This window comes from Paenibacillus anseongensis, from assembly GCF_009757995.1.
GTDB classification, from domain to species: Bacteria; Bacillota; Bacilli; order Paenibacillales; family NBRC-103111; genus Paenibacillus_E; species Paenibacillus_E chondroitinus.
Map to the genome: position 1 here is coordinate 1,415,218 of NZ_WSEM01000016.1, position 26,301 is coordinate 1,441,518.

Sequence of the window (26,301 nt, forward strand, 5' to 3'; positions counted from 1 at the left end):
TATCATCCGTAAATTAAAGTACAGCGGGCATCACGTACGCGTAGACGGCAATGAAATGGCAACTGCTTCCCGCAACAACGAACACATGCCAGACCAGATGATGATAGCGCAATTTCCGCCATAGAAAAAATAATAATCCGATACTGTACAGAATAACGCCAGTGACGATCCAAGTAATAGCCATTAGAGGAAGCCTTTCCTGTAGTGGAGCAATCAACGAAGCCATGAAACCGGCCAGCAGCAAGTAGAGGAGCAGACCCCAAGGGATAAATCGCCGAATGATAAACTTAATATAGCGAACACCTCCCAAAGCAAGGACCCAGACCAGCAGCAGCATAGAGTAGCCTAACGTGCCCTGAAGAGTAATCATCAAAAATGGTGTGTAAGAACCCGCAATGGCGATGAAAATAGCCGCATGATCCAGCATTTCGAAACGCTCCCCCCACTTGCGCGAACGTGAGCAATGCAGGAGTGTTGAGGACAGGTACACCAAGCAAAAGGATAAGCCGTAAATCGTATTGCTAATTGTATAAGCAAAATCCTCGAACAAGGCGGCTCGCTGAAGGAGCAGCACAAGACCGAAGGCGCTTAGCGCCGCGCCGATTCCGTGGCTTAAAGCGTTTAGGCGTTCCTCTTTTAAACGAAAGCTTTCATCCATGCGAAGGGGTCACTCCTCTCTGATTGTTTCCTAGTTTTACCCTTAGTCGGGACTAGTATGTAATCAGATCGTCGTGACCCCTTTTTCCTTACCGGCTGCCTGCTGACAGCATCTACTCACCGCCTGGCTTGGGCTGCTTTTTTGTCAAATAAAAGGCAAGCTCCTTCCGATGCTTATACGCAATCAGCACAACATTCCCCAGCCACACCCACAATATGGCTCCCACATAGCCACCTATATACAAATACACACCTAAAAGCAGCATGCCTATTACCACTTGTAAGCCATCCGCCGAGGAGGAAATAGACTTTCCTCGTGTCGCCAGCTTCGTTATTGCTACGCTAACTGCCAATATGATCGCTAATGCAAGGGAAGCCTCAAACTTCGTCAGCGCGCTCCAAACACCGAAGGTAACGGCAATCGCTTTGCCGCCTTTCCCTTTGAGAAATGGCGAAAAAGCATGCCCTACGATCGGTGCCAGCGCAACAGGAATTAATGCGTAACCTTGAATACGCGTATTGTCCAAGTTAAATCCCAAGATCCAAACCAGCACCAGGTACCCTTTTAAAAAGTCGAGAATAATGCCCACAAGCCCGGTCCGATAACCCGCTGCTCTCCACAAGTTTAATGCCCCTGGATTGCCATCGCCAACATGTTTGAGATTATGTCTGGCCAGGAGTCCAAGCCAATAAGAAAACATCAGAGCGCCTGATAAAAAAGCGCAAGCCGTCCATACGATGGTCATAGCTCCCGCCTGCTTCCTACTTTGACATTTCTTCCTTTCCACGCTACATGGCCCAGAAACACCACTTGATAAACGGAATACAGCATAACAACAATCATAAAAATCGTTGAAAAAATATGTAAAATGGGCATAATGACACCAAACTTCCCCACATACCTGACAAAATAAAACAGCTGCATCATGTAGATCAAATAGCCCATAAATAAAGGGAGCCACCAGGACGTGTTCAAAAATAAAAAGAATGTTTCGGAGGCAACGAGACCGATTACCCACAGGGCAATAAGCGCGATAGTCCCACCTTTCAGTTTGGATGTTCCGAGAGCGGCCCCTTTACCAAAGCCTTGAATTCGACTTCTCATCCCCTGCGCATACATACGGAAGGATACGAGACCATAACCAATGAAATTCGTCACTTGGATACCTGCTTTGCGAAAGGCGGCTCCGAGGTTCAAGTCGTCCAACATTTCCCCTTTGACGCTCTCGTGACCTTTAATGGTTTCGTAATCTGCTCTAGTTGTTAAAATACAGGAACCATACAGCCCCTTATTCGGACTGTCTTTCTCAATGGGTGAGGTGAAAGCAAACACCCCTAAGAAGTTAAAAATGAGAGCCAGCCTTTCACCGAAACTTACCGTGTAGTGAAATGGCACGACCGAGATAACGCCTCCGGCTTGCTGCCTAGCCATGATTAATATTTCCAGTGCGCGTGGCACTAATCGAATGTCGGCGTCAAGAAAGGCGATCATATTCCCAGAGGACTGTAAGTAGCCGTTCCATACGGCCCAATTTTTGCCGGTCCACCCCTCTGGAAGGCTGGGATTGGAGATAACGGTAACGCCGTAACTCTCCGCGATCTCCCTCGTGTCATCCTCCGAAAAATCGTCTACGACGATAATTTCAAAGGGTTCCAGGGTTTGTATTTTGAGCGCATGGAGCAGATGAGGTAAATTGCACGCTTCGTTTCTAGCTGGAATAATGACGGACAGCTTCACTTGATCTGCACCTGGCACATAACCTGGCCGAAGCACATTTTTCCTGAACAGTATAAACCCGCAAAGACACCCGACTACGCAAATAACTGCAACCAACATCCTAGTAACCCCCTCAATCCGATTCCCCGCAGCCGTTTGCTAAGTAACTCCCTGCTCTACTCTGGCGTTCGAGCTTGTATTGAAGTATATGAACTTTGGCGTGAATTTAAGCCAGTGCGATAGGTACTGGAAACAAACATGGATGTATTCATTAGTCAAGTCGTCCAACCATCTCCGGGGCTTTATCCATAGATTGGTGTATAGGATAGGAGGTGGTTTCTTTGCCATGTCATAAAAGACATGTTAGAAAATCATGCAAAATTTGCCGAACGAAAAGATTCATCTGTAGAAAGAGGAAAGCATCTCCACTTCAAAAACGACTCGTCACGGATGAAATCTGCGGCAGTATTTCACAAGCAAGCAATGGCGAAAGCGTGCAATATTGGCGGACAGCCAATACGGGGCGCAATCTTCCCTTTGGAACGATTACGGTACGGAACCAGAGTCCGCATTGTACGTTAACGGTGAAAGCTGATACAAAAGGGGATGGGATTTCCAATCGCACCTTGTTTACACTAACGGAGCTTAATCAAACGAAATCCATTACATTGGGTGCTGTCGCAAGCCTAGAAATAAGCTCCTCAAGTTCAGCAGAGATTAAAAGCGTTGGCCAATACTCTATCACCGCACATTATTTTTATACGATAAAAAAACGTAAGCGTCCTAAGAAGAAAATAACCGTCGTTAAGCCTCGGCCGCAGATCATTTGTGACACCCCGCCTAAAGAAGAAATTTATCTAGTAAAAGAAGAAACGGAACAAATCACCTGTACATCATAGAGTTGCTAGGTATATGAACATATTTCTGAATATAGACAAGTTGCTATGTTAGTATCTATACCAACCATAAACCTGTTGCATTAATAGTAAGGTAATGACTTTCAAAACTCAGACCCGTAGGAGATGATTGTATGCCTTGTCTATGCAACAACAGGGAGTCTTTCAATGACGATATTTGCGGAACGTTTTTATTGACTGCCGGCATGTCATTAACCGTCTACGCGATTGATTCTTCAGCTCCAGCAATTCCCCCACTGCCAATTAGCGGTTCTGTTATTGTGAGAGCCATAAGTGGAGGGAACGTAGATGTGACCGTTCGCAACTCCATTGGAGCGTCAATTGATTCATTTACGGTGCCAGTGGGCAGTACATTTACAAGAACTTACGGCGACATTGGTTTTGTAGCTCTCCTGAATAACACGTCTTCAGCTGCAGGAGAATACGGTCTTTCTCTTCACTACTAGTTTCGCCATACACTTCATCTCTTCGGATAACTGCGACCAAAAAACAAGCTGCCGGAAGGCATGAAGGCAGCTTGTTTTTTTCATGCCAACTAAAAAAGCCACCTCATGCGAACTTTTGGACGATTGTGTTATAATAAGCCATATCAACTTATTTGGAGGCATTTTGACATGAAAATTTACGTCATCCTCTCTTTCGACGGCGAAGAAATGGAAAATGTTTATGTAGGCACAGACGAGGAGAAAGCGCTGTCGTTCACGCCCGCTGATTTCGATAATAGCGAAGCCCTGTTTGTGGAAATATGGGAAGACGGCGAGAAAACGGATGACTTCCGATTAGAACAATAAAAGAACCTTCTACCATAAATACATAGAAAGGCGGCACGAACATGGTACATGCATTCACCATTCAGCCCGAAACCTACACAACCTTCGAAGACGAAACCGAACAATTGGAGCAGTGTAAAGAATGGGGCTTGCTTTCTGAGAAAGCGGCCAAAACGAAAACCTTTTACTACAAAAACAATGGCATGAACTTGTCTTGCGACATCGTCGGCTTGGTAGATAAAATGACCGCTGTCATTGCATTCGACAATAAACAGCTGCACTGCATTCACCCCTCCTATCTGAAGGAGATGCAGGCAGCCAATTACAGCCAAAGATTGACGACTGCTGCAGACGAGACGACTGGAACTGACGCGGCAGAGTCTGAAGCCGAAGCTCCCGTTGCTGTAGAAGACAACGCCGCTCCTGTCGAGCAGGAAGCTGAACAAGCGAAAGCTCCGAAAGCAAAGCAGCCGAAAGAAAAAGCACCAAAAAAAGAAAAGGCGCCGAAGCTGGAGCTGCCTGAAGATAAAGTTAAAATGATCGCTACGGTGCAGGAATTTACAACCGTCCCTAACAACTTCTCCGATAATGATGATGAAGTTATTATTTATGAGGCTGTTTCCATCACGGATCCCGCCATGGAAATCGGCACAGCCTGGTCCAGTCACAGCAACACGCTCAAAAAGCTTGAGCTCGAAGTCGGAGATACCGTCACCTTCGAGTGCAAAATCGTAGCCAAGAAGCTTAGCAAGCATCCTGTAGCTTACAAAATCAACAATCCTGCCAAAATGCAAAAGGTAACGGCGGAATAAGAAAACCAAAAAAGCTTAATCCATCAGCTTCAGCAAGCTGGGATTAAGCTCTTTTAACGCTGCCGCGGCAGCAGAGGGACGTGCTTCAGATGACGTATATTCAGAATCTTAGCTTCAGCGAAAGCCCGCTTTACTTTGCGTACCGCCGTCAAACGATCGGCAACGAACAGTTTCATGGCACGTTTCATGCTCATCAAGGCGTAGAGATTTTGTTTGTACACGAAGGGCAAGGCACGCTGATTGTAGATCAACAAAGCTATGAGGTTACCGCCGGCATGCTTTGCGTTTTCCAGCCCTATCAGCTGCACCATATCCAAGTGAGTCCCGACACGCCTTTCATCCGCTCGATTGTGCACTTCGAGCCCTATCTCTATGAATCTTATTTTGAGAGATGGCCGAAGCTGCTTACATTTTTCAAGCAAATGCACACTAGCAAGCTGCCTGCGCCATGCATCTACCAAATTGGCGAGCCGGAGCCGCTGCTTTCCCTTTTTCCAAGTCTGGAAGAGAAAATACCGACGTTAGCGAAAAAAGATGAGCTGGAGGAATTCTCGTTATTCCTCGTTGCTTTTTTCCGAGCTTTGCGGCAAATATGGGAACGAAGCGATGTCCAGTTCGACTCCGGCCACACGCGCCATAAGCATCAGGCTGAGCGCATTCTCGGCTGGCTCGAAGGGCACTACACGGAACCGCTTCGACTTGAGCACATGGCTAGCGAGCTCCACCTGTCCCCTTACCATCTCTCTCATCTATTCAAGGAATGTACAGGCAGCAGCATTTCCGATTATGTGACCGCACGTAGAATGCAGCAAGCTGTCATGCTGTTAACTTCAACCGAGCAGTCGATTGCACAAATCGCCGAAAACATCGGGATTACAAACAGTTCCTACTTCTGTAAAATGTTTAAAAGCCGTATGGGCAGCACGCCCCATCAATTTCGCCTGCAATGGCAGAAGCAGCGCTGACAGCCATGGCAAGCAGCATTCTTATTTGTAGCTGCTTCCTGTCGAGATGCCAGTCGTTGCAAAATTCTCGATCGACTTATTTTTTTCATAGAAATGGGTTGCATTCGCCTGAACACCTTCACGGGTATAGAAAGCATCCTCAGGGCCGATCGGGAATTTTACCAATTGTCCAGTGCTCGCCGATTTATAAATAGCTGTAATTAATTCAAGTGTTTGTCTGCCGCTGCTCCCATCAATTAAGAGAGGCGCTCCTGTCTCAATGGCGGTAAGCACATTATCGATTTGGCCCGCATGGCCCTCATGCACAACGTCTGGCAGGGCATCATAGAAAGCCTGCAGCTGTGACTCCAATGCTGGATTCGGCTCAGGGAAACCGTTCGCTTTCGAGTTGGATGCTTTCACCTTCCAAGGTGTGGAGACGCGTGCTTTAGCGCCTTGGAAAATCAACTGCTGCTCCTCCCCGTGATGAACAACAGAAGAGGTCAATTGACCGAGCGATCCATTTGCGTAGCGCAGCATACCGATCGAAAGATCCTCCACTTCAGCATTATCATGTGCAACATTGCTCATGAATGCCTGCACTTCACTCGGGCTGCCCATCATCCACAGCAGCGCATCGATATGATGCACAGCGTGGTTCAGTGTCGGGCCGCCGCCTTCTTTTTCCCATGTGCCCCGCCACCAGAGATCATAATACGAATGACCGCGCCACCAGAACGAATCGACCTGCACGTGCAAAATATTCCCCATGAGTCCGCTTTCCAGGACAGACTTCATTTTCATCATCGGCGTTTTGAACCGATTTTGAGCCACAACGGACAACAGCTTGCCTGTGCGCTGCGACACTTCATTCATCGTATCGCACTCTTCGAGCGAAGATGCCATCGGCTTCTCCACCATGACATGCGTGTTAGCCTCCATAAATTCAACAGCCAATGAAGCATGCGTATACGGTGGTGTACAAATGGAAACGAGGTCAATCTCCCCCGTGAGCAATTCTTTATAATCCTTGACAGCCTTGGCATTCAGCCCATGTTGGTCAATACGTTCCTGCGCCTTGTCCACATAGATATCACTAATCGCCACAATTTGGCAGCGCTCCGGAAATTTCAAATAGGCTTCGATATGTGCATTCGATATAGCTCCTGCACCAATAATAGCTACTTTGAGCATGCTTATTTCCTCCTTCAGCTTATTGGTTCAAGCTTACCAATATTCGCCTGCAAAATGTGCACACATCTTGTGCAAAAATACGACTATTTTGCGGTTGGACAGCGGACAATTCTAACGTGATGATCTACTAAGCCAAAAAGGCCGCCCTGTAGGCGACCTTTCATGTGACTATTTCCTTTAAACGCTTCAATGCTTCAGCTTTCTTCTCGCTTCCAATTCCTTTTTCAGTGCATGCTCAACCGATTCAGCCATTAGATCGAATTTCTCAGCGACGGAATAACCGAGCACCACTCCGCAATGCGTACATTTCTGCAATTGAAGATCTGTCATTTTGAAACAATGTCTACACTTGATCACAGTCAGCCGAACCTCCTATCGTGAAGCATCGTCTCTATTCAGCATCCGAAGCGCAGCGGAATCCAATATTTCCTGTCGAGCTGTCCGGTGTGTTCTTGCTTCGCGCAGCTACCCGGTAACGGTTGCAATACGATTTGTGGCACAGATAGGAGCCTCCACGCATCACACGGGCTTGACCGGACGGAGGCCCTGCCGGGTTCACTCGTTTGGCTTTCACATGATAATCCGGGCTGAACCAGTCCGAGCACCATTCCCAAACGTTGCCCGAAACATTATACAATCCGTAGCCATTAGGCTCGAATGCTCGAACCGGCGCGGTGCCTGCATAACCGTCGCTTGCGTTATTCTTAATTGGGAATTTCCCCTGCCAAATGTTGCATCTATGCTGTCCGCCCGGCTTCAGTTCATCGCCCCAGGGATAGCGTTTTTGCACCAAACCGCCTCGAGCAGCATACTCCCATTCAGCTTCTGTAGGAAGTCGTTTGCCCGACCATTTGCAATAAGCTAGCGCATCTTGATAGGACACATGAATGACTGGATGATCCCATCTGTCTTCCACATTGGAGTCCGGCCCTTCTGGATGCTGCCAATCGGCTCCCTCGACAACCCACCACCACGGTGTTTGCTGCACAGCGGATTTCACCTTTTGAGCTGTGGCTTCGGAGACAAACAGATGAAAAACAAACGACCAACCAAACGACTCCGCTTCGGTGCGATACCCCGTTTGATCAACAAATTGCTTGAATTCCGCATTGCTTACCGTACATGGATCTATGTAAAAAGGCTTGATGGTCACCTCTCGTACCGGTCCTTCACCATCGGCTGGGAAGCCCTCTTGGTCGTCCGTCCCCATCAGGAACGTGCCCCCCTCCAGATAGATCATGCCGGACTTGTCCGAAACTTGACGATCGTTAGGTTCAACTGCTTGAGTCTGAGCCTGAACAGGTGTCGGAGCGTCGGAGTGAGCTTGTGTAGCTGAATCTCGACTTGCTGAACAACAGGACTTATTAGCTTCCATAAAAATCTCCCCCCCATTTTATAATGAATGCCAAAACAACGTTATAAGACAAGAATATCACCTTCCAAGTAAACAAGAAAGGACCATTCGACAATCGTCGACTGGTCCCTGCGTGTTTACTTGCTTACCGCTCCGGTAGATTTGCGCACAACGAGCTCCGGTTTAAGCACTTGCTCCGGCTTGGCGTCCGCCTTGTTCGCGAGTTGCGCGATCACAAGATCAACCGCCAGCTTCCCCATCGCCTCGATCGGCTGGGCGATCGTCGTCAAAGGCGGGTCTGTGACCGAAGCCAAAATCGTATCGTCGAAGCCGACGATCGACACGTCCTCCGGCACGCGCAGACCCAATGCTTTGGCCGCTTGCAGCGCGCCAATGGCGAGCAGATCGTTACAGCAGAAGAGCGCCGAAGGACGCCCCTCCTGCTGGAGCAGCTCCATCGTTTGGCGCTTGCCGTCGCGAAGCAGATCGTAGCCGCCGGACTTCACCGAGGCGTCCGGCAGTTCGAGCCCCGCGCCCGCCAGCGCTTCACGGAACCCGCGAATGCGCTCGCGGGAAGAACTGACCTTCAGATGCTCGGCTAACACAGCAATCCGGGTATGTCCAAGCTCAAGCAAATGCTGCGCAGCTAATTTGCCTCCTTCGAAGTCACCTACATGCACGGTTTGTACATAGGGACTTGCCATCTCCCTGGCTATGGAAACAATGGGAATCGACTTATCGACCAAAGGCGATAAAAGTTCCAAATTATCCATTCCGGTACCGATGATCATGCCGTCCACGCTTTTTTGCTGCAGCAGCGTTAAATACCGCTCAATTCGCTCGTCTTCGTTATGCGTTGAACAAATGACAATGCTATAGCCAAGCTTATGTCCTTGATCTTCAACCGCATGCGCGATTTCAGCAAAAAAAGGATTTGAAATATCGGGGACCAGCAGCCCGAGAGTGTATGTCTTTTTGCCAGTCAAAGCTGCGGCTATAACGCTCGGTCGATAATTTAACCGTTCCATCACGAGAAAAATTTCGTTGCGGCGCTCCTCGCTGATTTTACCTTTTCCGTTGATTACCTGCGAAACGGCCGCAATCGATACACCGGCTTCACGGGCTACATCATATATGGTTGCCTTCATTTGCTTCTCCCATCGTTGTTTCTTCCACATTAGTCTCTATTATGCTTAGAAGGCATCCAAGTTGCAACCCGGTCGTACAGCCGTTATTCGCGAGGTTTGGTCATGAGCCAAGCATGATCGGGATCATTATGGAACTTCCACGTCCGCGTAGGCCCCGCCATGACGTTCAAGTAATACACTTCGTACCCAGGCGGCGCACACACCGGATGATAACCTCTCGGCACCAGCACCGTTTGACCGTCACGAACAACGAGCGTCTCATCCAAAGATCGGTCATCCGTATACACGCGTTGAATGGCGAAGCCCTGCTCAGGCTGAACATGGAAGTAATAGGTCTCCTCCAGCAGTGACTCATCGGGCAGCGAATCCCGGTCATGCTTATGAGGTGGGTAGCTGGACCAATGTCCATCCGGGGTAAAAACCTCCACAACGAGTAAGCTGTCCGCTGACTCCTGTTCAGGGAGGATATTATGAATCCGACGCTCGATATTGCCATATCCGCGAGCCTCGATGCCAACCTGCGCCGGTTCAATCAAACGGGCCGGGTAGGTGCCAAAGCCGGGAGCGGCGCATACCGCCAACTCCACGTCTGTAAGAGCCTTAACTTCGTACGCATCTTCATTCGGCACATACACCGAATAAGGAGCGATTTTCTCAAAAACGCTCATCCGCTCCCCGATTCCTTGCCACGATTGGAGCTTGGTGGAAACGTCCGCTTTCCCGCTTAAAAGGACCAGGCAGATTTCATTGCTGCCTGTTTCACGACGCAGAACCTGGCCTTCGGCCAGCTTAACAACTTGAAACCCTACATACTCCCACCCTGCAGACTCGGGAGTGACCGTGAGGACGACCCCCTCTTTATCTGCCTCATGGGCTTTAACGATCAGATTGGAATCCGACATGTTATCCCTGCCTCCCTACTGCATTATTGAGCTACTGACTGCTGCGACAACAGCTCGCTGATTTCACTGATTTTTACCGGACGCTGCAACTCTCGAGAGAACTTCGCAGCCAAGGCGATGCGTTCTGCTTGCAGTCCGTCAAAGCCTTCAACCGGGAGGGGATGACCGTTCACTAGGCTATCAATGAACATCTGTGTCTCAAGGATATAGGCTGCATTGTAGCGTTCCAAGAAGAAATGCAGCGGTTTATCCCGCATAATGCCTTCGGCTGTGGCAATTTCCGCCGTATTCGGATGATCATTGGTCACAGCGACGCTGCCTTTGGAGCCGAATACTTCTACTCGCTGATCGTAACCGTATACAGCCTGGCGGCTGTTATCGATGACGCCAAGCGCACCGTTTGCGAAACGAAGCGTCACAATCGCCGTATCCACATCGCCATGCTCAGCGAAAACCGGATTGATCAGCACATTCCCTTGTGCATACACCTCTTCCACTTCGCTGCCGGTTACGAACCTGGCCATATCAAAGTCATGGATCATCATATCCATGAAAATGCCGCCGGAAACCTTAATGTAATCCGGATGCGGAGGATTCGGATCGCGCGATGTAATTTTCACGATGTGAGGATCTCCAATCGTTCCGCTCTGCACGTGCTCGCGCACACGTTTGAAGTTATGATCGAACCGGCGGTTAAATCCGATTTGCAGCTGAACGCCGGCTTGACGCACCACTTCCAGCGCTTCTTCCGTTTGCGTAATGTCCATGGAAACCGGCTTCTCGCAGAAAATATGTTTGCCTGCTTTCGCCGCCTGCTTAATCAAAGGTACGTGTGTATCCGTCGACGAGCAAATAAACACAGCGTCAATGTCGGGATTGGCGATCAGCACCTGGCTGTCCTGTACGACTTGGTCGATGCCTCTTTCCGCTGCCCAAGCTGTAAGTTCCTCTCCGGCAAATAAATCACTTACCGCAATAACTTCTACCTGAGGCAATTTCAACAAATTATCTGTATGAATTTTTCCAATTCGTCCCGCTCCGATGATGCCAACTCTGATCTTCTTCATTGTGCATGTCCTCCCGCTTTTCCATCGCTGCCAAACAAACGAATTTTCGCCTTCACAGAAGCCTTGATCGCTTCCCGCGCCGGGATCAAATAATTACGCGGATCGTAAGCTTCCGGATGCTCTTGTAAATAGCTGCGAATCGCTGCTGTACAGGCCGATTGGTTATCTGTATTGACATTGATTTTAGAAGTCCCCAAAGCAATCGCTTGCCGAATTTCGCTCTCTGGCAGGCCGCTGCCGCCGTGCAGAACAAGCGGCAGACCCGTGAGTCGCTGAATTTCGCCCATGCGGTCAAAGCCTAATTTAGGCTGCCCCCGGTAGGGCCCATGCACGGAACCTAGCGCAGGCGCCAAGCAGTCAATCCCGGTCTCGTATACCAGCTTGACGCAATCCTCCGGCACGGCATACATCCCCTCGGCTTCATCAACCACCAAGTCGTCCTCGCGTCCCGTGATTCTTCCAAGCTCTGCTTCAACGGTTGCCCCAAGGACATGAGCCATCTGAGTGACCCGCTGTGTCACTTCAATGTTCGCCTCCAATGTGTGGTGCGAGGCATCGATCATCACAGAGGTAAACCCGGCATGAATCGCCCGTACACACACCTCATAAGTTGTGCCATGATCCAGGTGAAGGGCAACCGGCACCGTAATTCCGTAATGCTCGATGAGCGCATTGACCATTCCTACAATGCAGGGAAGCCCGCCCATGTAAGGAATATAAGGCTCGCTGACACCGAGAATGACGGGTGCCTTCTCTTCCTGGGCCGCTTGCAGAATTGCCTGAGTAAATTCCAGGTTGTTCAAATTAAATTGTCCAACGGCATACTGCTCTTCAAGCGCCTTTTGCAGCATGTCTTTCATCGAAACCAGCGCCATACCTTCCACTCCTTCTCTGTCTCCATCACGTTTTCTTCCTACATTACCAGCGTGCGGTCACCATTTTCTTCCGTGTATAAAATTCAACGCCATCCGTGCCGTTCGCATGCAGATCCCCGTAGAAAGATTTCTTCCATCCCGAGAAAGGGAAGAACGCCATTGGCGCGGGTACGCCAAGGTTAACACCGAGCATGCCGGCATCAATCGTATCCCGGAATTGTCTTACAGCGCTTCCGCTATCCGTGAAGATACAAGCGCCATTCGCAAAATCCGAACGATTAGCCAAATCGATCGCTTCTTCTAGGGAATCTACCCGCACAATAGAAAGCACAGGGGCAAAAATTTCGTCTTTCCAAATTTTCATATCACACTGCACATTGTCAAAAATTGTTGGCCCAACGAAATAGCCTTCACCGCCCGCAGCCACATCTTTACGTCCATCGCGCAGCAGCAAAGCCCCCTCTTGCTCTCCGATCTGAATATATTGCAGCGTACGATCCTTATGCGGTCCACGAATGACAGGGCCAAGGAAGATGCCTTCTTCGTTGCCGTTGCCGATCGTAATTTTATCCGCAGCTTCCACTAGCTTCTCTACAAGCTTATCGCCTACGTCTCCCACCGCGACAACTACCGAACATGCCATACAACGCTCGCCTGCAGAACCAAAGGAAGCATTGATAATTTCTTTAACCGTCAGGTCCAGGTTCGCATCCGGCAGAACGATGGAATGGTTTTTGGCGCCAGCCAGCGCCTGTACCCGCTTCCCGTGTGCGGAAGCCGTTTTATACACATATTCTGCAACAGGCTGTGACCCTACGAATGAAACCGCCTTAATGTCTTTATGCTCCAAAATGCCGTTCACTACATCATGCGCGCCATGAACGATGTTCAGTACACCTTCCGGCAAGCCAGCTTCCATAAATAGCTCCGCCAAACGATTAGCCAGCAGCGGCGTCCGCTCGGACGGCTTCAAAACAAACGTATTGCCGCAAGCAATCGCCAGCGGGAACATCCAGCAAGGCACCATCATCGGGAAGTTGAAAGGCGTGATGCCGCCAACAACGCCAACCGGATAGCGATACATGCCGGACTCCAGCCCCGTTGCGATATCCGGAAGCTGCTTGCCCATCATCAGATTCGGCGCACCCGCTGCGAACTCGACGCACTCGATCCCGCGCAGCACTTCACCGTAAGCTTCCGTGTAGCTTTTGCCGTTTTCTTTGGTTACGAGGCGCGCCAGTTCTTCCCAATGATCAACCAGGAGCTGCTGGTACTTAAACAGCACGCGGGCTCTGCGCGGAACAGGTGTAGCGCTCCATGTTTTAAAAGCAGTGTTTGCCGCTTGAACCGCTTGATTCACATCCTCTTTTGTTGAAAACGGCACATAAGCAATGATTTCTTCGGTTGCCGGATTCATCACGGCTTCATTCTGCGTTGCAGTGGATTCTACCCATGCTCCGCCAATCAAGTTTTTCAATACTTGTGTCATTGTGGTTTCCCCTTTCAAAGTTGCCTGGTTTCTAAATATCGCCTATGAGGCAGTAATTTCATTGCGATTGCAGCGTTCGATATAATCTTCTACTTGGTTAACGGTCGGCATGGCATCCGAGCAGCTATGGCTGGAAATAACGATACATGCGGCCGCGCTTCCGAATTCCATGCTCTTTTCAAGCGTCCAGCCTTGCATAACGCCATACAGGAATCCTGCAGCATAGGAATCTCCCGCTCCGAAGGTTTTGACGACTTTGGCCGGGAAGCTTTTTGCCCGGTGCCCCTCATCATCCTGTGTATAAGCGATAGAGCCTTCTTTCCCATGCTTGATAATGACGATTTTCGCCGAATGGTTAAACCACTTGGAAGCCGTAACTTTATCGTCGGAGGACTCGTTATTTTCGAAACATTCCATCATATCGAACTCTTCACGCGTTCCGAGGATGATGTCGCATTTTTCAGCGGCAAGGTTGTAATAAACCGCCGTTTCTTCCGGTGATGTCCATGTATAAGGGCGATAATCCAGATCGAAGACGATGACGGCGCCGTGCTTTTTGGCATAATTCAATGCTTGGAATACGGCTTCTCGCGATGGGCTTTTGGCAAGCGCCGTCCCGGAAATAAGCAGCACCTTAGCCTGGGCGATCAGCTCTTCTTGCACCTCGTTAGGCGTCAGTTTCAGGTCGGCTGCGTTGTCACGGTACATCAGAATGCTGCAATCGGTAGGACTTTTAATCTCTGTAAAAGCAAGCCCCGTTACGGCTCCAGTTGTATCCGTTACAACACCGGCAGTGTCAATTTTGTTGCGCTGCAGATAATCGGTAATAAAACGGCCCATTTGATCGTTAGCCACTTTCCCGATGAAAGCCGTATTCAGACCTAAACGCGACATTCCAATCGTGATATTCGCAGGCGATCCGCCGACATATTTCGTAAACGTCATCGTTTCTTCCATGGGGCGATGAATTTCATTCGCATTCAAATCGATGCACAAGCGTCCAATAGCTACAAAATCAAGCGGCTTATTCGTCGGAAAAGATACATAAGTCATGGCTTCTCTACCTGCTTTCTTGGGATATGAGCGTTTGGATAAAATCAAGTGACTTCTTCGCGTATTCGTATGCTGGATGTTCAGCAGGATCTTGCTCGCCTTCGAGCATCGCCCAACCACTGTAGTTACGTTCTAACAGTTCCCGGAAAATCGGAGCAAAATCCAGGCATCCGTCACCCGGTACCGTGAACACGCCTTGCCGAATGCACGTCACGAAATCGGCGTTCGATGCGCGAGCTTGGTCGAGTATTTCTTGCCGAATGTCCTTTAAATGAATATATGCGATACGATCGTAATGCTTACGCAAAACCGCAAGCGGGTCGGCTCCGCCATAATACGCGTGGCCTGTATCAAACAATAAGTACACCAGATTCGGATCGGTCAGCTCCATTAAGCGATCGATTTCTTCCGGCTGTTCTACAGCCGTTCCGCCGTGATGATGATACGTCAGCTTCAGGCCATATTCCTGAGCGATGGCTCCGGCTGCGTTCAGACCTTCTGCCAGCGAACGCCAGGCTGCTTCATCGAAACGCAGCACTTCCTTCTCGTTAGGCGTACGCCGCGGATCAAAGTGCAGTGAACCTCCCACTTCACAAGTGGAGATGACGGTGCTTCCCATCTCATGAAGAAACTCCACATGTTTGCGGTATGCTTCAAGTTCCGCCTCGCGGTAAGCCGGGTCGGAAAAAAGCACCGATTTCCACTGCGATGTCAGCTGAATGCCGCGCTTCGCAAGCTCAGCCTTTAGAACGGTCGGATCTGTCGGATATTTCCGTCCCATCTCGGTTCCCGTCAACCCTAAAGCCTGAATGTCGTCAACAATTTGCTCAAATGTGGTGTCAGCACCGTGCTCTCTCACATCTTCGCCAACCCAGTTAATTGGATGTATGCCAAGTTTAAAAGGTTGTTTTCCCATGCAGCGTATCCCCTCTCGCTAAATTATCGTGACCGCCTGAATGCGGGCCTTCATGTTTTCGTGCGCTTGAACCACCTTGCTTGAAACGGAAACCTCTGGTACGCCTACATTCCACCAGGATTCATATCCATCGGTATTCGTACCTGGAACAACAGAAATTTCAATGAGTGTAGTTACACTCTCCTGTTTGGCCAGCTGCAGCGCTGTCTGAAGCTCCTCAGCTGTATTGGCCTTATAAGCCTTAGCCCCTAAGCTGCGAGCATGCGCGGCAAAATCAATTGGCATATAGACACCCGTCAAACCGCCTGTTGCTTCAGTACGGTAGCGGAATTCGTTACCGAAGCCGTCACTGCCTTGACTTCTTTGGAGGTTGTGAATGCATTGAAAGCCGTGGTTATCAAATAGCAACACGGTAATTTTGCGCCCTTCTTGCAGGCTGGTGACCATCTCGGAATGCATCATTAGGTAACTGCCGTCGCCTACCATGGCGTATACGTCGCGTTCAGGTTCCGCCAGAGCAGCCCCGAAGGCTCCGGCAATTTCGTACCCCATACAGGAGAAGCCATACTCCATGTGATAGGTTTTGGGCTCGACCGGCCGCCACAATCGATGCAAATCACCCGGCAGGCTGCCTGCCGCACAAACGATCACCGAGGATGGGTCAATCGCCGCGTTAATGACACCCAATGCACGCGTTTGTGCCAGTCCAGCCTCATGCTCAGCTGCGTATAAGCGGTCCACTTCAGAAGTCCATTGCTGTCTGAGCCCGTCAATTTCCCCGTTTTCGTATGCGGTTCTATAAGCGGTCTGTGTAAGCGCTTCCCGTAAGGCGATAAGACCATCTTTCGCATCTGCGGTAACTCCCACACCATTTAACTTCGCCGAATCAAATCCACTGACGTTAATGTTGACGAATTGCACGTCAGGATGGGTAAAAGCCGATTTCGACGATGTTGTAAAATCGGAATATCGCGTTCCGACGCCGATAATGACGTCCGCCTCTTGCGCTAGCCGGTTGGCTGCCAGCGACCCTGTGACGCCGATTGCGCCAACCTGCAGCGGATGGTTCCAAGGCAGCGCGCTTTTGCCGGCTTGCGTTTCGGCTACGGGAATGCCGAAAGCTTCGGCGAACGCAGCAAGCTCCTGCGAAGCGGAAGCGTACAGCACGCCGCCGCCGGCGATGATGAGCGGCTTACGCTTGCCTTTGAGCAGCTCCGCTGCGCGTTTGACCGCGCCCTCTGCGGCTGGCCGACGATCGATATAATGAACTTTCTTATCAAAGAAAGCTAAAGGATAATCATACGCCTCCGCCTGTACATCCTGTGGCAGAGCCAAAGTTACTGCTCCGGTCTCAGCGGGATCCGTTAAAACGCGGATAGCCTGAACGGCAGCTGTCATCAATTGTTCCGGTCTGACGATCCGGTCCCAATATTTGCTTACCGTTTTGAAAGCATCCGTAGCCGATATCGTGTAATCCTGAATAGATTCCAATTGCTGCAGCACGGGGTCCGGCTGTCTGGAGGCAAAATTGTCTCCCGGCAGCAGAAGCACCGGAATGCGGTTAACCGTTGCTGTTGCTGCGGCTGTGACCATATTTAATGCGCCCGGGCCAATCGAGCTCGTGCAGGCATAGATTTGCTGCCGATTCCGCTGTTTGGCGAAAGCGATTGCAGAATGCACCATGCCTTGCTCATTTTTACCTTGCCGATAAGTAAGACTGCCCGCACTTCGTTCCAACGCTTCGCCGATGCCCGTCACGTTGCCATGCCCAAAAATACCGAAAACACCTTCAACAAACTTCTGCTCTCTACCATCAACTGATATGTACTGACTGTCCAAGAATCGAAGCAAAGCCTGTGCCATCGTTAAACGGATTGTGCTCATGGGTATCTCGATCTCCTTTGCTATCCCGAGGGATTAAGCGCTTAATCTCTCCTGTTTTAAGCACTTAATCCCCATCGAGGTTAAGCGCTTAATTTGATATTACTACAGGATTTCAAATGCTTCAACATTTATTTTCCAGCGTCATTTTTACAGCTAATAAAAGTCTATTTATCTGCATGAGAAAATAAGTTTTTTACATATATATTCAAGCTAAGGGGAAGCGATGATGAAGTTCATTTCCGATAAAAGGTTCAGGAACATTCTACTTTTTTCATTCCTTGCAATCAGCTGCGGGTGGGTAGGTCGGCTTGTCGATTTAAAAACAGGCACGGATGCCAACGGCAGCCTGGGGCAGCTCATCTGGATTGTCACACCGCTTCTGGCGATGACTCTACTTCGTGTTTTTTGCGGAGACGGCTGGCATGACTTTGGTGTACGCCCGGATTTCAAAAAACATAGTTTCCTGTACATGGTCAGCGCCTTGTTCTCCCCCTGTTGTGCATGCATAATCCTTCTAATTGGCCATGGCACGTTGTTGGATACAACACCCTTGTCTCCCCTATTTTTCTCTGCAGTTGGAATGGCGATCTTGCCCAGCTTCATCAAAAACATATTTGAGGAATTTGCATGGAGAGGCTATTTAGCTCCAAAAGTGTATGCGCTTGGCTGGAACATGCTGCTCTCTCATATTTACGTTGGCCTCATTTGGGCCGTGTGGCATTTTCCCTACTTGTTCCTTTTTGTAGAACCGACAGAAAACATGATCACTTTGCTACCGCGTTTGGTGCTTGGCGTCGTCATCTTGTCCGTTGTATATGGCGAAATACGGCTGTTGACGAATAGTGTCTGGCCAGCCGTAGTCATGCATACCATAGGTAATGCTTTTATCGATACTTTAATTTCAAAAAAATTTATCGTAATTCATGAGGGTTATTCATTTCTGATGATGCCAAGTCCCGATGGAGTGTTTAGCATGGTGATTACGGGATTAATTGGTTTATGGTTATACAAAATCAGGGTCAAATCAATGCGTAGCTGACAAACGCCAGCTTGCTGCTATCCGGAGACCAAGAGTTGACATTAATCGTGCCTTGTCCTCCAAACAGTTGAACCAGTGTTCTAGCTTCGCCGCCACCGCTTGGCATCAAGCGTATTTCCACCTGCTTGTTCGGGGGATGATCGCCGGGTTCAACATCGCCTTTTTTGTAAGCGATATACGCAACAAGCTCACCGTCGGGGGACACATGCGGAAACCAGTTGTTACTTTCATCAAACGTCATCTGCGTCTGCTCGCTGCCATCTACATTCATGCGCCATACTTGCATCAGACCCGATCGCACGGAATTAAACCAGATATGCTTGCCATCCGGCGAATATTCAGGACCGTCATTCAGTCCAGGACTATCCGTCAGCTGTTTCTCCACACCACCGGCAGCAGGGATTGTATAAATGTCATATTGTCCGTTCCGTTCTGCACAGTAGGCTAGCTCACTGCCGTCTGGTGACCACCCGTGCAAATAACTCGGCGCCATGGGGGTAACGAGAACCGGATGCCCTTCCTCCAGCGGTACGATGTAAATGCGAGACTGGCCGTCTTCCTGCGTATGATGACTTACTGCAATCTGCGTTTGATCAGGCGATAGCACATGATCGTTATTGCAATGATCAATGTATCCCGAATCGATTAGCGTGCTTTCACTTTCCAAGATATCAAAAGAATAGAGGCGGCCAAGACTATTAAAAATAAGTCGGTTACCGTCACTCGTCCAATTCGGAGCCTCAATTAGGTAATCGTAATAAGCCAGCTGCGTGCGCTCACCCGTATAGATATCGACGACCTCAAGGATGCTCCTCACGTTGCGGCCTTTATTCGTCAGCGGTTCTTTTAATGTATTCATTTGCTTTCCTCCGTAGTCTATAGGATGCAATTTCATCTCTTAATACTTCGATGTAGGCATGTTTAAACCTGCCTGCTTTTCCGCAGCCCAAAAAGACATCCCCAGTCCACCGACTGAGGATGTCTTTAACAAAACCATCTACTTCACAAGCCCATGCGGATCAATCACGAATTTTCGCGAAACACCGCGATCAAATTCCTGGTACGCGCTAGGCGCTTCCTCTAAAGAGATTTTCGTCGCGTTCACCGCTTTCGCGATTTGCGCTCTGCCGCTGAGGATCGCCATCATCAAGTCACGATGGTATTTCATGACCGGCGTTTGGCCGGTGACAAACGTATGCGATTTGGCCCAGCCGAGCCCGAACCGGATCTTTAGCGTGCCGATCTTGGAGTCTTCATCCACAGCGCCAGGATCGCCTGTCACATACAGCCCTGGAATACCCAGACTGCCGCCCGCACGCGTAACCTCCATGATGGAGTTGAGCACAGTCGCCGGCGCCTCGCCATGCGCCTTGCCATGTCCGTGGGCTTCGAAGCCAACGCAGTCAATCGCGCAATCCACTTCCGGCGTGCCCAAAATTTGCTCGATCTGCTCAGCCAAATTCGCATGTTCACGCAAATTGACGGTCTCGCAGCCGAAGCTTTTCGCTTGAGCTAACCGCTCGGCGTTCAAATCGCCGACAATAACGACTGCTGCGCCCAGCAGTTGTGCGGAATGCGCTGCCGCCAAACCGACAGGACCCGCACCAGCAACGTATACGGTCGAGCCAGGACGGACACCGGCGCTAACTGCACCATGGTAGCCCGTTGGGAAAATATCGGATAACATCGTTAGATCCAGAATTTTTTCCATCGCTTGCGCTTTGTCTGGGAATTTCAGCAGTTGAAAATCTGCGTAGGGCACCATGACGTATTCGGACTGACCGCCTACCCAACCGCCCATATCCACATAGCCATAAGCAGAGCCTGGACGATCCGGATTCACATTCAGACATACATTCGTATGGCGCTCTTTGCAATTGCGGCAGCGTCCGCACGCAATATTGAACGGAACAGAGACCAGGTCCCCTTTTCGGATAAATTCCACATCCCGACCAACCTCAATAACTTCACCCGTGATTTCATGTCCCAAAATAAGCCCCGACGGCGCCGTCGTCCTGCCCCTGACCATATGCTGGTCGCTGCCGCAAATGTTCGTCGTGACAACTTTCAGAATGACACCATGCTCACATTTACGTCCAACGTTCAACGGATTCACGCCTGGACCATCACGTAAAATTAGATCCGGATAAGCCGTATCCCGGATTTCTACACTGCCTGGTTTGTTATAAACGACTGCTCTGTTTCCTGTCATCTTCGTATTCCTCCCAAAATTGAAATGTCACTTTCGTCGTTCGAACATCCGTGGAACATTCATCATTTTTTGCATAGGGGAAACGCTTTCACAAACGTATAAATAGGCAGACCAAACACCCATTCCATCTATTTCCATTATATGAGACAAGCCCAGTGAAGTATACAGCTTCGCGCAACAAAGTTGTATCCACACTTACACCTGCTCCTTCTGTAGGCATTTTGTCCATAAATCTACGGTTGAACTGCCCTTAACCACTCACCGACACCGAGAGAAAGCTCCATTTCCCATTCGAAACAACCTTTTGCCGGAATGACCTGCGCCGTTCCATTGCTTATCGCTTTCTCCAGTGAATCATAATAGCCGATGCTTGGCTCCAAGGCACACGTCACACGATCATTTATCATCCCTTCGTCGATCCAAATGCCGATATAGGGAACTTGGTCAGCCGATACAGACATAATGAAATAGTTACCGCTTACTTCCTCATACAAACCTGACCATCCAGCCGTTACTTTCCCTTCGTAATAAAACTTGCGCGCATCTCCAGTTGCTTCGGGTGTAAGCCGTGAGACTCCCTTCCAGGAATAGGAATTTCCGGATGTAAGTTTTTCACCTCCAAAAACACACAACATACGCTCCATAGAGTCTGGAAGAAGCAGGCGTGTCCGCTCTGTAATTGCAAACTGAGGATGCGGGACCCACAGGAAGGGGAGCGGTTTATTTCCTTCATTCACCACACGATACGCCAGCTTGACCTTGTCTCTGTCTGCCATTGATATTCGTCTTGAAAAACGGTAGGGCAACTGCGGACTCTCAATGATACAGTTAACCGTCCCCTCTTCAATCTGGCAGCTCCCTGGAAGAGACCAAAGCTCTCCATGATCCGGCAAAAGAATAGGTTCATCTACGCCCGCAGGACAGGCAATAATGGTTGGAAAACACTCGTCCCACCCGCTCATGTCCCAATCCGTAAAGGTGGAGCCAAACTCCGGCTGCTTGAGAGGACGCGTACCTGAATCAAGCAGCCACTCTTTTCCCGTTGGCTTATACATCATGGAGACCAGCTTCCCTCCAAGCTGCGGGATGAGTTCTACTTTGAGCTGCTCATTTTCTATGACAAAAGAGAGGTTCCCTTTATATGTTCCTGTCTGAACCTTCGCTGCATTCCTGTCCTTCACACGCATTCTCCTCCCGAAACCCGATGCTCCCTTACGCTCTCAGAGCCTAATGAAAACTTTCCCCGCTTCTACTTTCACGGGATATGTTTTCAGATCAATACATACCGGCGCCCTCTTCGCTTGCCCGGTAATAACATCGAATCTCCCGTTATGCTTCGGACATTCAATGATGTTACCCATGACAAGCCCCTCTGACAGGTGAAACCTCCCATGAGTACAAAAACCATCCGTCGCATAGTAGTCATTTCGATCCGTTCGGTATATCGCGAAGGAACGCTCGCTGTAATCAAACCGGATCACGTCTTCCTGTTCAATCTCGTCCGCTCTGCATGCTTCAATCCACTCCTCAGGCGCCATGTGTCATTCCTCCGGTCATTGCAGATTTTGTGTCCGTGCTTTTCCGTTCATTGGGGTCGGACGTAGTCCCCGGTCCATAATAATAAGGACGCGCCGTGCTGGGCAGCGGCTTCACAATCGTATACGATGGATCTTTGCCCTGTTTGATGAGCGCGATCATGACTTCTTTGAGCGCAGCGCCCAGACTGCTGCACGGCTTCGGACAATCTCCCTGCATTTCTTTATGAAGCGCAGGAAGGGCATGATAAGGAACCATGGGAAACATATGATGCTCAACGTGATAATTCATATTCCAGTAGAGAAATCTAAACACGGGATTCAGATATACCGTGCGGGTATTCAAACGATGATCCAAGACATCTTCATGCAGTCCCAAATGCTGCGATAATCCAAATAACAGCATTAGCAAGGTACCGTAGAACGTCGGCAGGCCGATAAACATTAGCGGAAGAAAACTCATTTTATAAATCGCAAGTCCGATAACAGTGGCTAAAATAAGCAGGTATATGCGTGCTTCCAGATATGCTTTGGGGCGCTCTGACAGGGGAATGTATTCATTTTCGGTACGATCCACTTTCCCTGCACAATGCAGAAAAAAGCGTTTTATTTCCTTTGGTCCGCCATACAGATGAAAAATTTCCATAACAAGAATGCGCCAAATCGGTGGTCTTTCCATAAAAATCTCGGGATCACGCCCCACAATATACGTATCGCTATGATGTCGCGTGTGGCTCCAGCGCCAAGGTGTTGCAGACCGCAGCACCATGAAGGACGCAATCTGATACACCACTTCATTCATCCAAGGTGTTTTAAAAGCCGTCCCATGCCCGCACTCATGCCAACGTGAGTCTCCCGGAGATGCGTACAAGGTGCCATAGATAAAAAATGCTGGAACAGCCCACCACGTTCCCCACGAATAATACGCAAGGATGCCAGTGCCTATGAGAAGCGCGAATAAAATAAGGGTATCCCGTATGGCCGGCCCGTCTTTACGCTTCATTAACTCCTTCATCCTCTGACGAGGAATAGGAGATGTGTACCATTCGGTGGTCACAAGGCCTCGATCTTGAGCTCGCTGGTTCTCCTTGCCTGTAAGGCTGTAATCTCTTCTTCCATTGGCTGAAGACATCTGAGCGCCTCCTTCTCCTTGATGATTATGCTTTCATTGTACAGACCCGCCCTAGGGAAGTATTTATCCCAAAGTAACAAAATGGTTACCAAAATCACACTATGGTAGATTCCCATAAATTTGTATAATGGAAATAGGCACTCGGACGGATCATGCGGAGGCGAACGATGACGACTAAGCTTTATTTTATGGAGCCAAGCGAAACGCTTGAACAGTTAAAGCAGTATTATTTCCCGCCGTATATTACGCTTGCGCATATGTTCCATGCCCCTAACGGCTGGAAATTGAAACCGCGCTCATTGAAGCAATATCAACTTCAGTATGTGGTTGAAGGAATCGCAGATTATCATATTAGCGGGCATGATTATGTGACGGAACGCGGAGATTTGATCTTTCACAGACCAAACGAGACCCATTATGTCACCACCCGCCCGAATGAGCCTTATGTCTGCATCTCGCTTGTTTTCCATTTCGGTGAATCGGGTTTCCCCGTCCAACAAATCCTGGATAACTCCAATGAAATCGGCCCTCATTACATGGGGAATTACCAAAATCACACTATCGAGCATAAGCTGACTGAACTTGTACATCATTACCGGATGCCGGAGGTAACGGACCACTTCCTCTGTCAAAGTCTGCTGACACAGGTTTTGCTTCAGATATCTAGACAAAAAAAAGAGCTCGCTGTCAGCCCTTCGAAAAAAGAAGATGCTAACAAAGCGAAGCTCATTCTGATACGCAACTATATCTCCAACCACTTGCAGGCCGGATTTACGCATCAAGATCTGGAGAAGCTGACAGGCTGGAGCCGGAACTACATCATTACGCAATTTCGCACGGCATTCGGCATGTCACCCGTGCAATATTTGGTCTGGGTCCGATTGGAGAAGGCCAAAGAACTGGCGCTCCAATCCGGGCAATCATTTGGCGAAATCGCAAATAGGGTCGGCTACACGAATATCCATGCATTCGGGAAAATTTTCAAGCGAAAAACAGGTATGAGTCTTAGTCAATTTTGCGCTACGCTTTTCAAAGACACACCGGATCAATAGCCGCTTATTGGTGTGTGACCGAATAGTCGTACACCCAGTTCTCTGCGTAGGCGTCCGGACTTTCGCCAGGCGCAGTTGAATCATTGGATTGCGTATAGTTCCCTATTTTGAAGAAACAGCCCGTTACATTTTTCGTTTGCGTGTATGGCACAGTTTGACCATTGTATTCATAGGAAATAACGCCATTGGCTACAATGATTTTAACCGTAAATAAAGTTCCCAGCGTGTAGTTGCTGTCGAGCAAATAACCATGCGTATTGTCCCCGTCTGTAATGTAAATTTTGGCCGTCGTGGAAACCCCGCCAGGATTATTCCCTTCGACACGGAAGACAGTCACATCATCATCGGCATCGTGAATTTGGCCAACGACCGTTTGCGGTTTCACCGTTGTCAGATGCGTCACTTTTTGCTTAATGTACATCGTATGGGTTTTCCCGTCATTACTGCCCCAAGACATTTGATTGCTGGAGTCTCCAGTCGTATAGTTATCCTTCATCTCGCGCAGCTCACTTCTAGGATTGCTGGACCCTGATGTTGACACAGCGCCATGGTTCGCGCGAAATTGAACGGCATAGCCATCCGCATCATGCACAACTTTAAACCAAGGGTCGATGGAATACGTATTTAACGCTGGTTGTAAAACTTCTAATGGGCTAGTAGAGCCGGATTGCTTCGGAATCGGCAAAGTGATTTTCCAATTTTTCAAGTATAGGACATCAGATGGAAGTGTTGGAGTTGTAGGTGGCGTTGGTGTTGGAGTCGTTGTTGGCGTTGCGGTAGGCGTTGCTGTAGGCGTTGCTGTAGGCGTTGCTGTAGGCGTTGGGGTCGAGCTAGTGCCGCTGTCAAGGGTAAAATCATCAAAGCGTACATCGGAAGAGCCCGTGCTTCTAGTGAAAATGACGGCGCTGGTATTCGTCGCTCCTGTCGTAAAGTTGACAGTAAATTGCGTCCAAGTTGAAGTATTGCCGCCAACCGTAACTTCACTGCCGCCAAAGGTATTAGCGCCAATCACGCCTTGGCCGAGAACCCAGGCTTTCAGCGTATAATCGGTGTTTGCTGTAAGACCGGATATGGTTTGCTTATAACCGCCACCGTTAGCTGTGGATTTCGCCGAACGAGTTCCCGAGTGATGATCGCTCGTTGAGATCGCAGCCGAGCCGACTTTCGTCCATCCGGTTGCATCGCTTTCAAAGCCAGGATTGGTGATCGCAATGGATGCGGCCGTTACCGACGTCACATTGCTGAATGAAAATGAGTGCGGTCGACAACAGCAAGGAAAGCATGACTAAGTAATGAATGGGTTTTAGGATCTTTTTTCGCATAATAATCCTCCTAGTGAATGATTAACTTTTGTGTTCTGTGTTCGAAGCAGTACGCAATGCGATTCATTCAGTTAAACAGGCGTGAGGCGTGCTGAAGGTGAACGGAATCTTTCGTGCAGTTGGCCTGTGCGACCCCCTTTCATGTTCGAATACTAACGTTTATTTCCGTGTAAGCGCTTAACAATGTTCATTATAGTTAAATTTTTCCTGTCCCAGTGGCGTTTTTTTTAGGTCCACTTGTGTTATTCCTAGAGTCAGCACAAAAAGGGCCGCCCCTCAGAAGATCATCTTCCTGGAGCAGCCCTCTATT

At 49.2% G+C, this 26,301-nt stretch carries 28 protein-coding genes; 7 read left to right on the top strand and 21 right to left on the bottom strand.

What is annotated here, in order from left to right:
* Positions 1 to 13: 13 nt before the first annotated feature.
* The 3 genes from trhA to GON05_RS22805 form a co-directional block, all read right to left on the bottom strand.
* Positions 14 to 658: a PAQR family membrane homeostasis protein TrhA gene (gene trhA / locus GON05_RS22795; RefSeq protein ID WP_157322036.1), complete on the bottom strand. Its 645-nt coding sequence runs from the start codon at positions 656 to 658 to the stop codon at positions 14 to 16.
* A 112-nt stretch (positions 659 to 770) separates the two neighbouring features.
* Positions 771 to 1,403, bottom strand: coding sequence for a glycerol-3-phosphate acyltransferase (locus tag GON05_RS22800; protein ID WP_157322038.1), 633 nt, complete (start codon positions 1,401 to 1,403; stop codon positions 771 to 773).
* Positions 1,400 to 2,494: a glycosyltransferase family 2 protein gene (locus GON05_RS22805; RefSeq protein ID WP_157322040.1), complete on the bottom strand. Its 1,095-nt coding sequence runs from the start codon at positions 2,492 to 2,494 to the stop codon at positions 1,400 to 1,402. The genes GON05_RS22800 and GON05_RS22805 overlap by 4 nt, the downstream gene beginning before the upstream one ends.
* Positions 2,495 to 2,706: 212 nt before the next feature.
* Between GON05_RS22805 and GON05_RS22810 the strand changes: the two genes are divergently transcribed.
* The 5 genes from GON05_RS22810 (at position 2,707) to GON05_RS22825 (ending at position 5,838) form a co-directional block, all read left to right on the top strand.
* Entirely contained in the window at positions 2,707 to 3,273 is a 567-nt protein-coding gene (locus GON05_RS22810; RefSeq protein ID WP_338114150.1) for an S-Ena type endospore appendage, read from the top strand.
* Positions 3,274 to 3,404: 131 nt separating this feature from the next.
* The gene (locus tag GON05_RS22815; protein WP_127450213.1) at positions 3,405 to 3,737 is read left to right on the top strand and encodes an S-Ena type endospore appendage; all 333 of its coding nucleotides are present in this window, start codon (positions 3,405 to 3,407) and stop codon (positions 3,735 to 3,737) included.
* A gap of 168 nt (positions 3,738 to 3,905) precedes the next feature.
* Positions 3,906 to 4,082: a hypothetical protein gene (locus GON05_RS38870; RefSeq protein WP_164819425.1), complete on the top strand. Its 177-nt coding sequence runs from the start codon at positions 3,906 to 3,908 to the stop codon at positions 4,080 to 4,082.
* A 41-nt stretch (positions 4,083 to 4,123) separates the two neighbouring features.
* Positions 4,124 to 4,873: a hypothetical protein gene (locus GON05_RS22820; RefSeq protein WP_127450214.1), complete on the top strand. Its 750-nt coding sequence runs from the start codon at positions 4,124 to 4,126 to the stop codon at positions 4,871 to 4,873.
* Between the two features lie 89 nt (positions 4,874 to 4,962).
* Complete coding sequence (locus GON05_RS22825) at positions 4,963 to 5,838, top strand: helix-turn-helix transcriptional regulator (RefSeq protein WP_157322045.1); 876 nt, start codon at positions 4,963 to 4,965, stop codon at positions 5,836 to 5,838.
* A 21-nt stretch (positions 5,839 to 5,859) separates the two neighbouring features.
* On the opposite strand, the gene GON05_RS22830 is transcribed toward GON05_RS22825, so the two are convergent.
* The 11 genes from GON05_RS22830 to iolD all read right to left on the bottom strand — a co-directional run bounded on the left by GON05_RS22830 (position 5,860) and on the right by iolD (position 17,699).
* Positions 5,860 to 7,011 (bottom strand): Gfo/Idh/MocA family protein, encoded by a 1,152-nt coding sequence (locus GON05_RS22830; RefSeq protein ID WP_157322047.1) that lies wholly within the window; start codon positions 7,009 to 7,011, stop codon positions 5,860 to 5,862.
* 186 nt (positions 7,012 to 7,197) lie between these two features.
* On the bottom strand, positions 7,198 to 7,368 hold the full coding sequence (locus GON05_RS22835; protein ID WP_157322049.1) for a hypothetical protein: 171 nt from the start codon (positions 7,366 to 7,368) through the stop codon (positions 7,198 to 7,200).
* Positions 7,369 to 7,402: 34 nt separating this feature from the next.
* Positions 7,403 to 8,386, bottom strand: coding sequence for a formylglycine-generating enzyme family protein (locus GON05_RS22840; RefSeq protein ID WP_157322055.1), 984 nt, complete (start codon positions 8,384 to 8,386; stop codon positions 7,403 to 7,405).
* Positions 8,387 to 8,502: 116 nt separating this feature from the next.
* Positions 8,503 to 9,513, bottom strand: coding sequence for a LacI family DNA-binding transcriptional regulator (locus tag GON05_RS22845; protein WP_157322056.1), 1,011 nt, complete (start codon positions 9,511 to 9,513; stop codon positions 8,503 to 8,505).
* An 83-nt stretch (positions 9,514 to 9,596) separates the two neighbouring features.
* Positions 9,597 to 10,415 (bottom strand): 5-deoxy-glucuronate isomerase, encoded by an 819-nt coding sequence (gene iolB / locus GON05_RS22850; protein WP_157322058.1) that lies wholly within the window; start codon positions 10,413 to 10,415, stop codon positions 9,597 to 9,599.
* 23 nt (positions 10,416 to 10,438) lie between these two features.
* Complete coding sequence (iolG, locus tag GON05_RS22855) at positions 10,439 to 11,482, bottom strand: inositol 2-dehydrogenase (RefSeq protein WP_157322060.1); 1,044 nt, start codon at positions 11,480 to 11,482, stop codon at positions 10,439 to 10,441.
* Positions 11,479 to 12,357 carry a class II fructose-1,6-bisphosphate aldolase gene (fba, locus tag GON05_RS22860; RefSeq protein ID WP_157322061.1) on the bottom strand — a complete coding sequence of 293 codons (879 nt, stop codon included), beginning with the start codon at positions 12,355 to 12,357 and terminating at the stop codon, positions 11,479 to 11,481. Before fba ends, iolG begins: the two co-directional genes overlap by 4 nt.
* A gap of 43 nt (positions 12,358 to 12,400) precedes the next feature.
* Complete coding sequence (locus GON05_RS22865; RefSeq protein ID WP_157322062.1) at positions 12,401 to 13,846, bottom strand: CoA-acylating methylmalonate-semialdehyde dehydrogenase; 1,446 nt, start codon at positions 13,844 to 13,846, stop codon at positions 12,401 to 12,403.
* A 42-nt stretch (positions 13,847 to 13,888) separates the two neighbouring features.
* A complete protein-coding gene (iolC, locus tag GON05_RS22870) occupies positions 13,889 to 14,899 on the bottom strand; it encodes a 5-dehydro-2-deoxygluconokinase (RefSeq protein WP_157322063.1) in 1,011 nt (336 codons plus the stop codon).
* Positions 14,900 to 14,906: 7 nt separating this feature from the next.
* The gene (gene iolE, locus GON05_RS22875; protein ID WP_157322064.1) at positions 14,907 to 15,815 is read right to left on the bottom strand and encodes a myo-inosose-2 dehydratase; all 909 of its coding nucleotides are present in this window, start codon (positions 15,813 to 15,815) and stop codon (positions 14,907 to 14,909) included.
* Between the two features lie 18 nt (positions 15,816 to 15,833).
* Positions 15,834 to 17,699 carry a 3D-(3,5/4)-trihydroxycyclohexane-1,2-dione acylhydrolase (decyclizing) gene (gene iolD / locus GON05_RS22880; RefSeq protein ID WP_157322065.1) on the bottom strand — a complete coding sequence of 622 codons (1,866 nt, stop codon included), beginning with the start codon at positions 17,697 to 17,699 and terminating at the stop codon, positions 15,834 to 15,836.
* Between the two features lie 226 nt (positions 17,700 to 17,925).
* Here iolD and GON05_RS22885 point away from each other — a divergent pair, with 226 nt between their 5' ends.
* Positions 17,926 to 18,738: a CPBP family intramembrane glutamic endopeptidase gene (locus tag GON05_RS22885; RefSeq protein ID WP_157322066.1), complete on the top strand. Its 813-nt coding sequence runs from the start codon at positions 17,926 to 17,928 to the stop codon at positions 18,736 to 18,738.
* Here GON05_RS22885 and GON05_RS22890 read toward each other — a convergent pair.
* The 5 genes from GON05_RS22890 to GON05_RS22910 form a co-directional block, all read right to left on the bottom strand.
* Positions 18,719 to 19,597, bottom strand: a complete 879-nt coding sequence (locus GON05_RS22890; protein ID WP_157322067.1) for a TolB family protein — start codon at positions 19,595 to 19,597, stop codon at positions 18,719 to 18,721. The genes GON05_RS22885 and GON05_RS22890 overlap by 20 nt on opposite strands.
* A gap of 138 nt (positions 19,598 to 19,735) precedes the next feature.
* Complete coding sequence (gene fdhA, locus GON05_RS22895; protein ID WP_157322068.1) at positions 19,736 to 20,950, bottom strand: formaldehyde dehydrogenase, glutathione-independent; 1,215 nt, start codon at positions 20,948 to 20,950, stop codon at positions 19,736 to 19,738.
* Positions 20,951 to 21,183: 233 nt separating this feature from the next.
* Positions 21,184 to 22,131, bottom strand: coding sequence for an aldose epimerase family protein (locus GON05_RS22900; RefSeq protein ID WP_157322070.1), 948 nt, complete (start codon positions 22,129 to 22,131; stop codon positions 21,184 to 21,186).
* Between the two features lie 39 nt (positions 22,132 to 22,170).
* Positions 22,171 to 22,488, bottom strand: a complete 318-nt coding sequence (locus GON05_RS22905; protein ID WP_157322072.1) for a MocE family 2Fe-2S type ferredoxin — start codon at positions 22,486 to 22,488, stop codon at positions 22,171 to 22,173.
* On the bottom strand, positions 22,478 to 23,617 hold the full coding sequence (locus GON05_RS22910; RefSeq protein WP_157322074.1) for a fatty acid desaturase family protein: 1,140 nt from the start codon (positions 23,615 to 23,617) through the stop codon (positions 22,478 to 22,480). The genes GON05_RS22905 and GON05_RS22910 overlap by 11 nt, the downstream gene beginning before the upstream one ends.
* Positions 23,618 to 23,784: 167 nt before the next feature.
* Here GON05_RS22910 and GON05_RS22915 point away from each other — a divergent pair, with 167 nt between their 5' ends.
* On the top strand, positions 23,785 to 24,669 hold the full coding sequence (locus tag GON05_RS22915) for a helix-turn-helix domain-containing protein (protein ID WP_157322076.1): 885 nt from the start codon (positions 23,785 to 23,787) through the stop codon (positions 24,667 to 24,669).
* 4 nt (positions 24,670 to 24,673) lie between these two features.
* Here the strand turns inward: GON05_RS22915 and GON05_RS39935 are convergent, their stop codons facing one another.
* Together GON05_RS39935 and GON05_RS39785 are read right to left on the bottom strand one after the other, a co-directional pair.
* Positions 24,674 to 25,906: a polysaccharide lyase family 7 protein gene (locus GON05_RS39935; RefSeq protein ID WP_157322078.1), complete on the bottom strand. Its 1,233-nt coding sequence runs from the start codon at positions 25,904 to 25,906 to the stop codon at positions 24,674 to 24,676.
* A complete protein-coding gene (locus GON05_RS39785; RefSeq protein WP_258567530.1) occupies positions 25,857 to 25,991 on the bottom strand; it encodes a hypothetical protein in 135 nt (44 codons plus the stop codon). The genes GON05_RS39935 and GON05_RS39785 overlap by 50 nt, the downstream gene beginning before the upstream one ends.
* Positions 25,992 to 26,301: the final 310 nt, after the last annotated feature.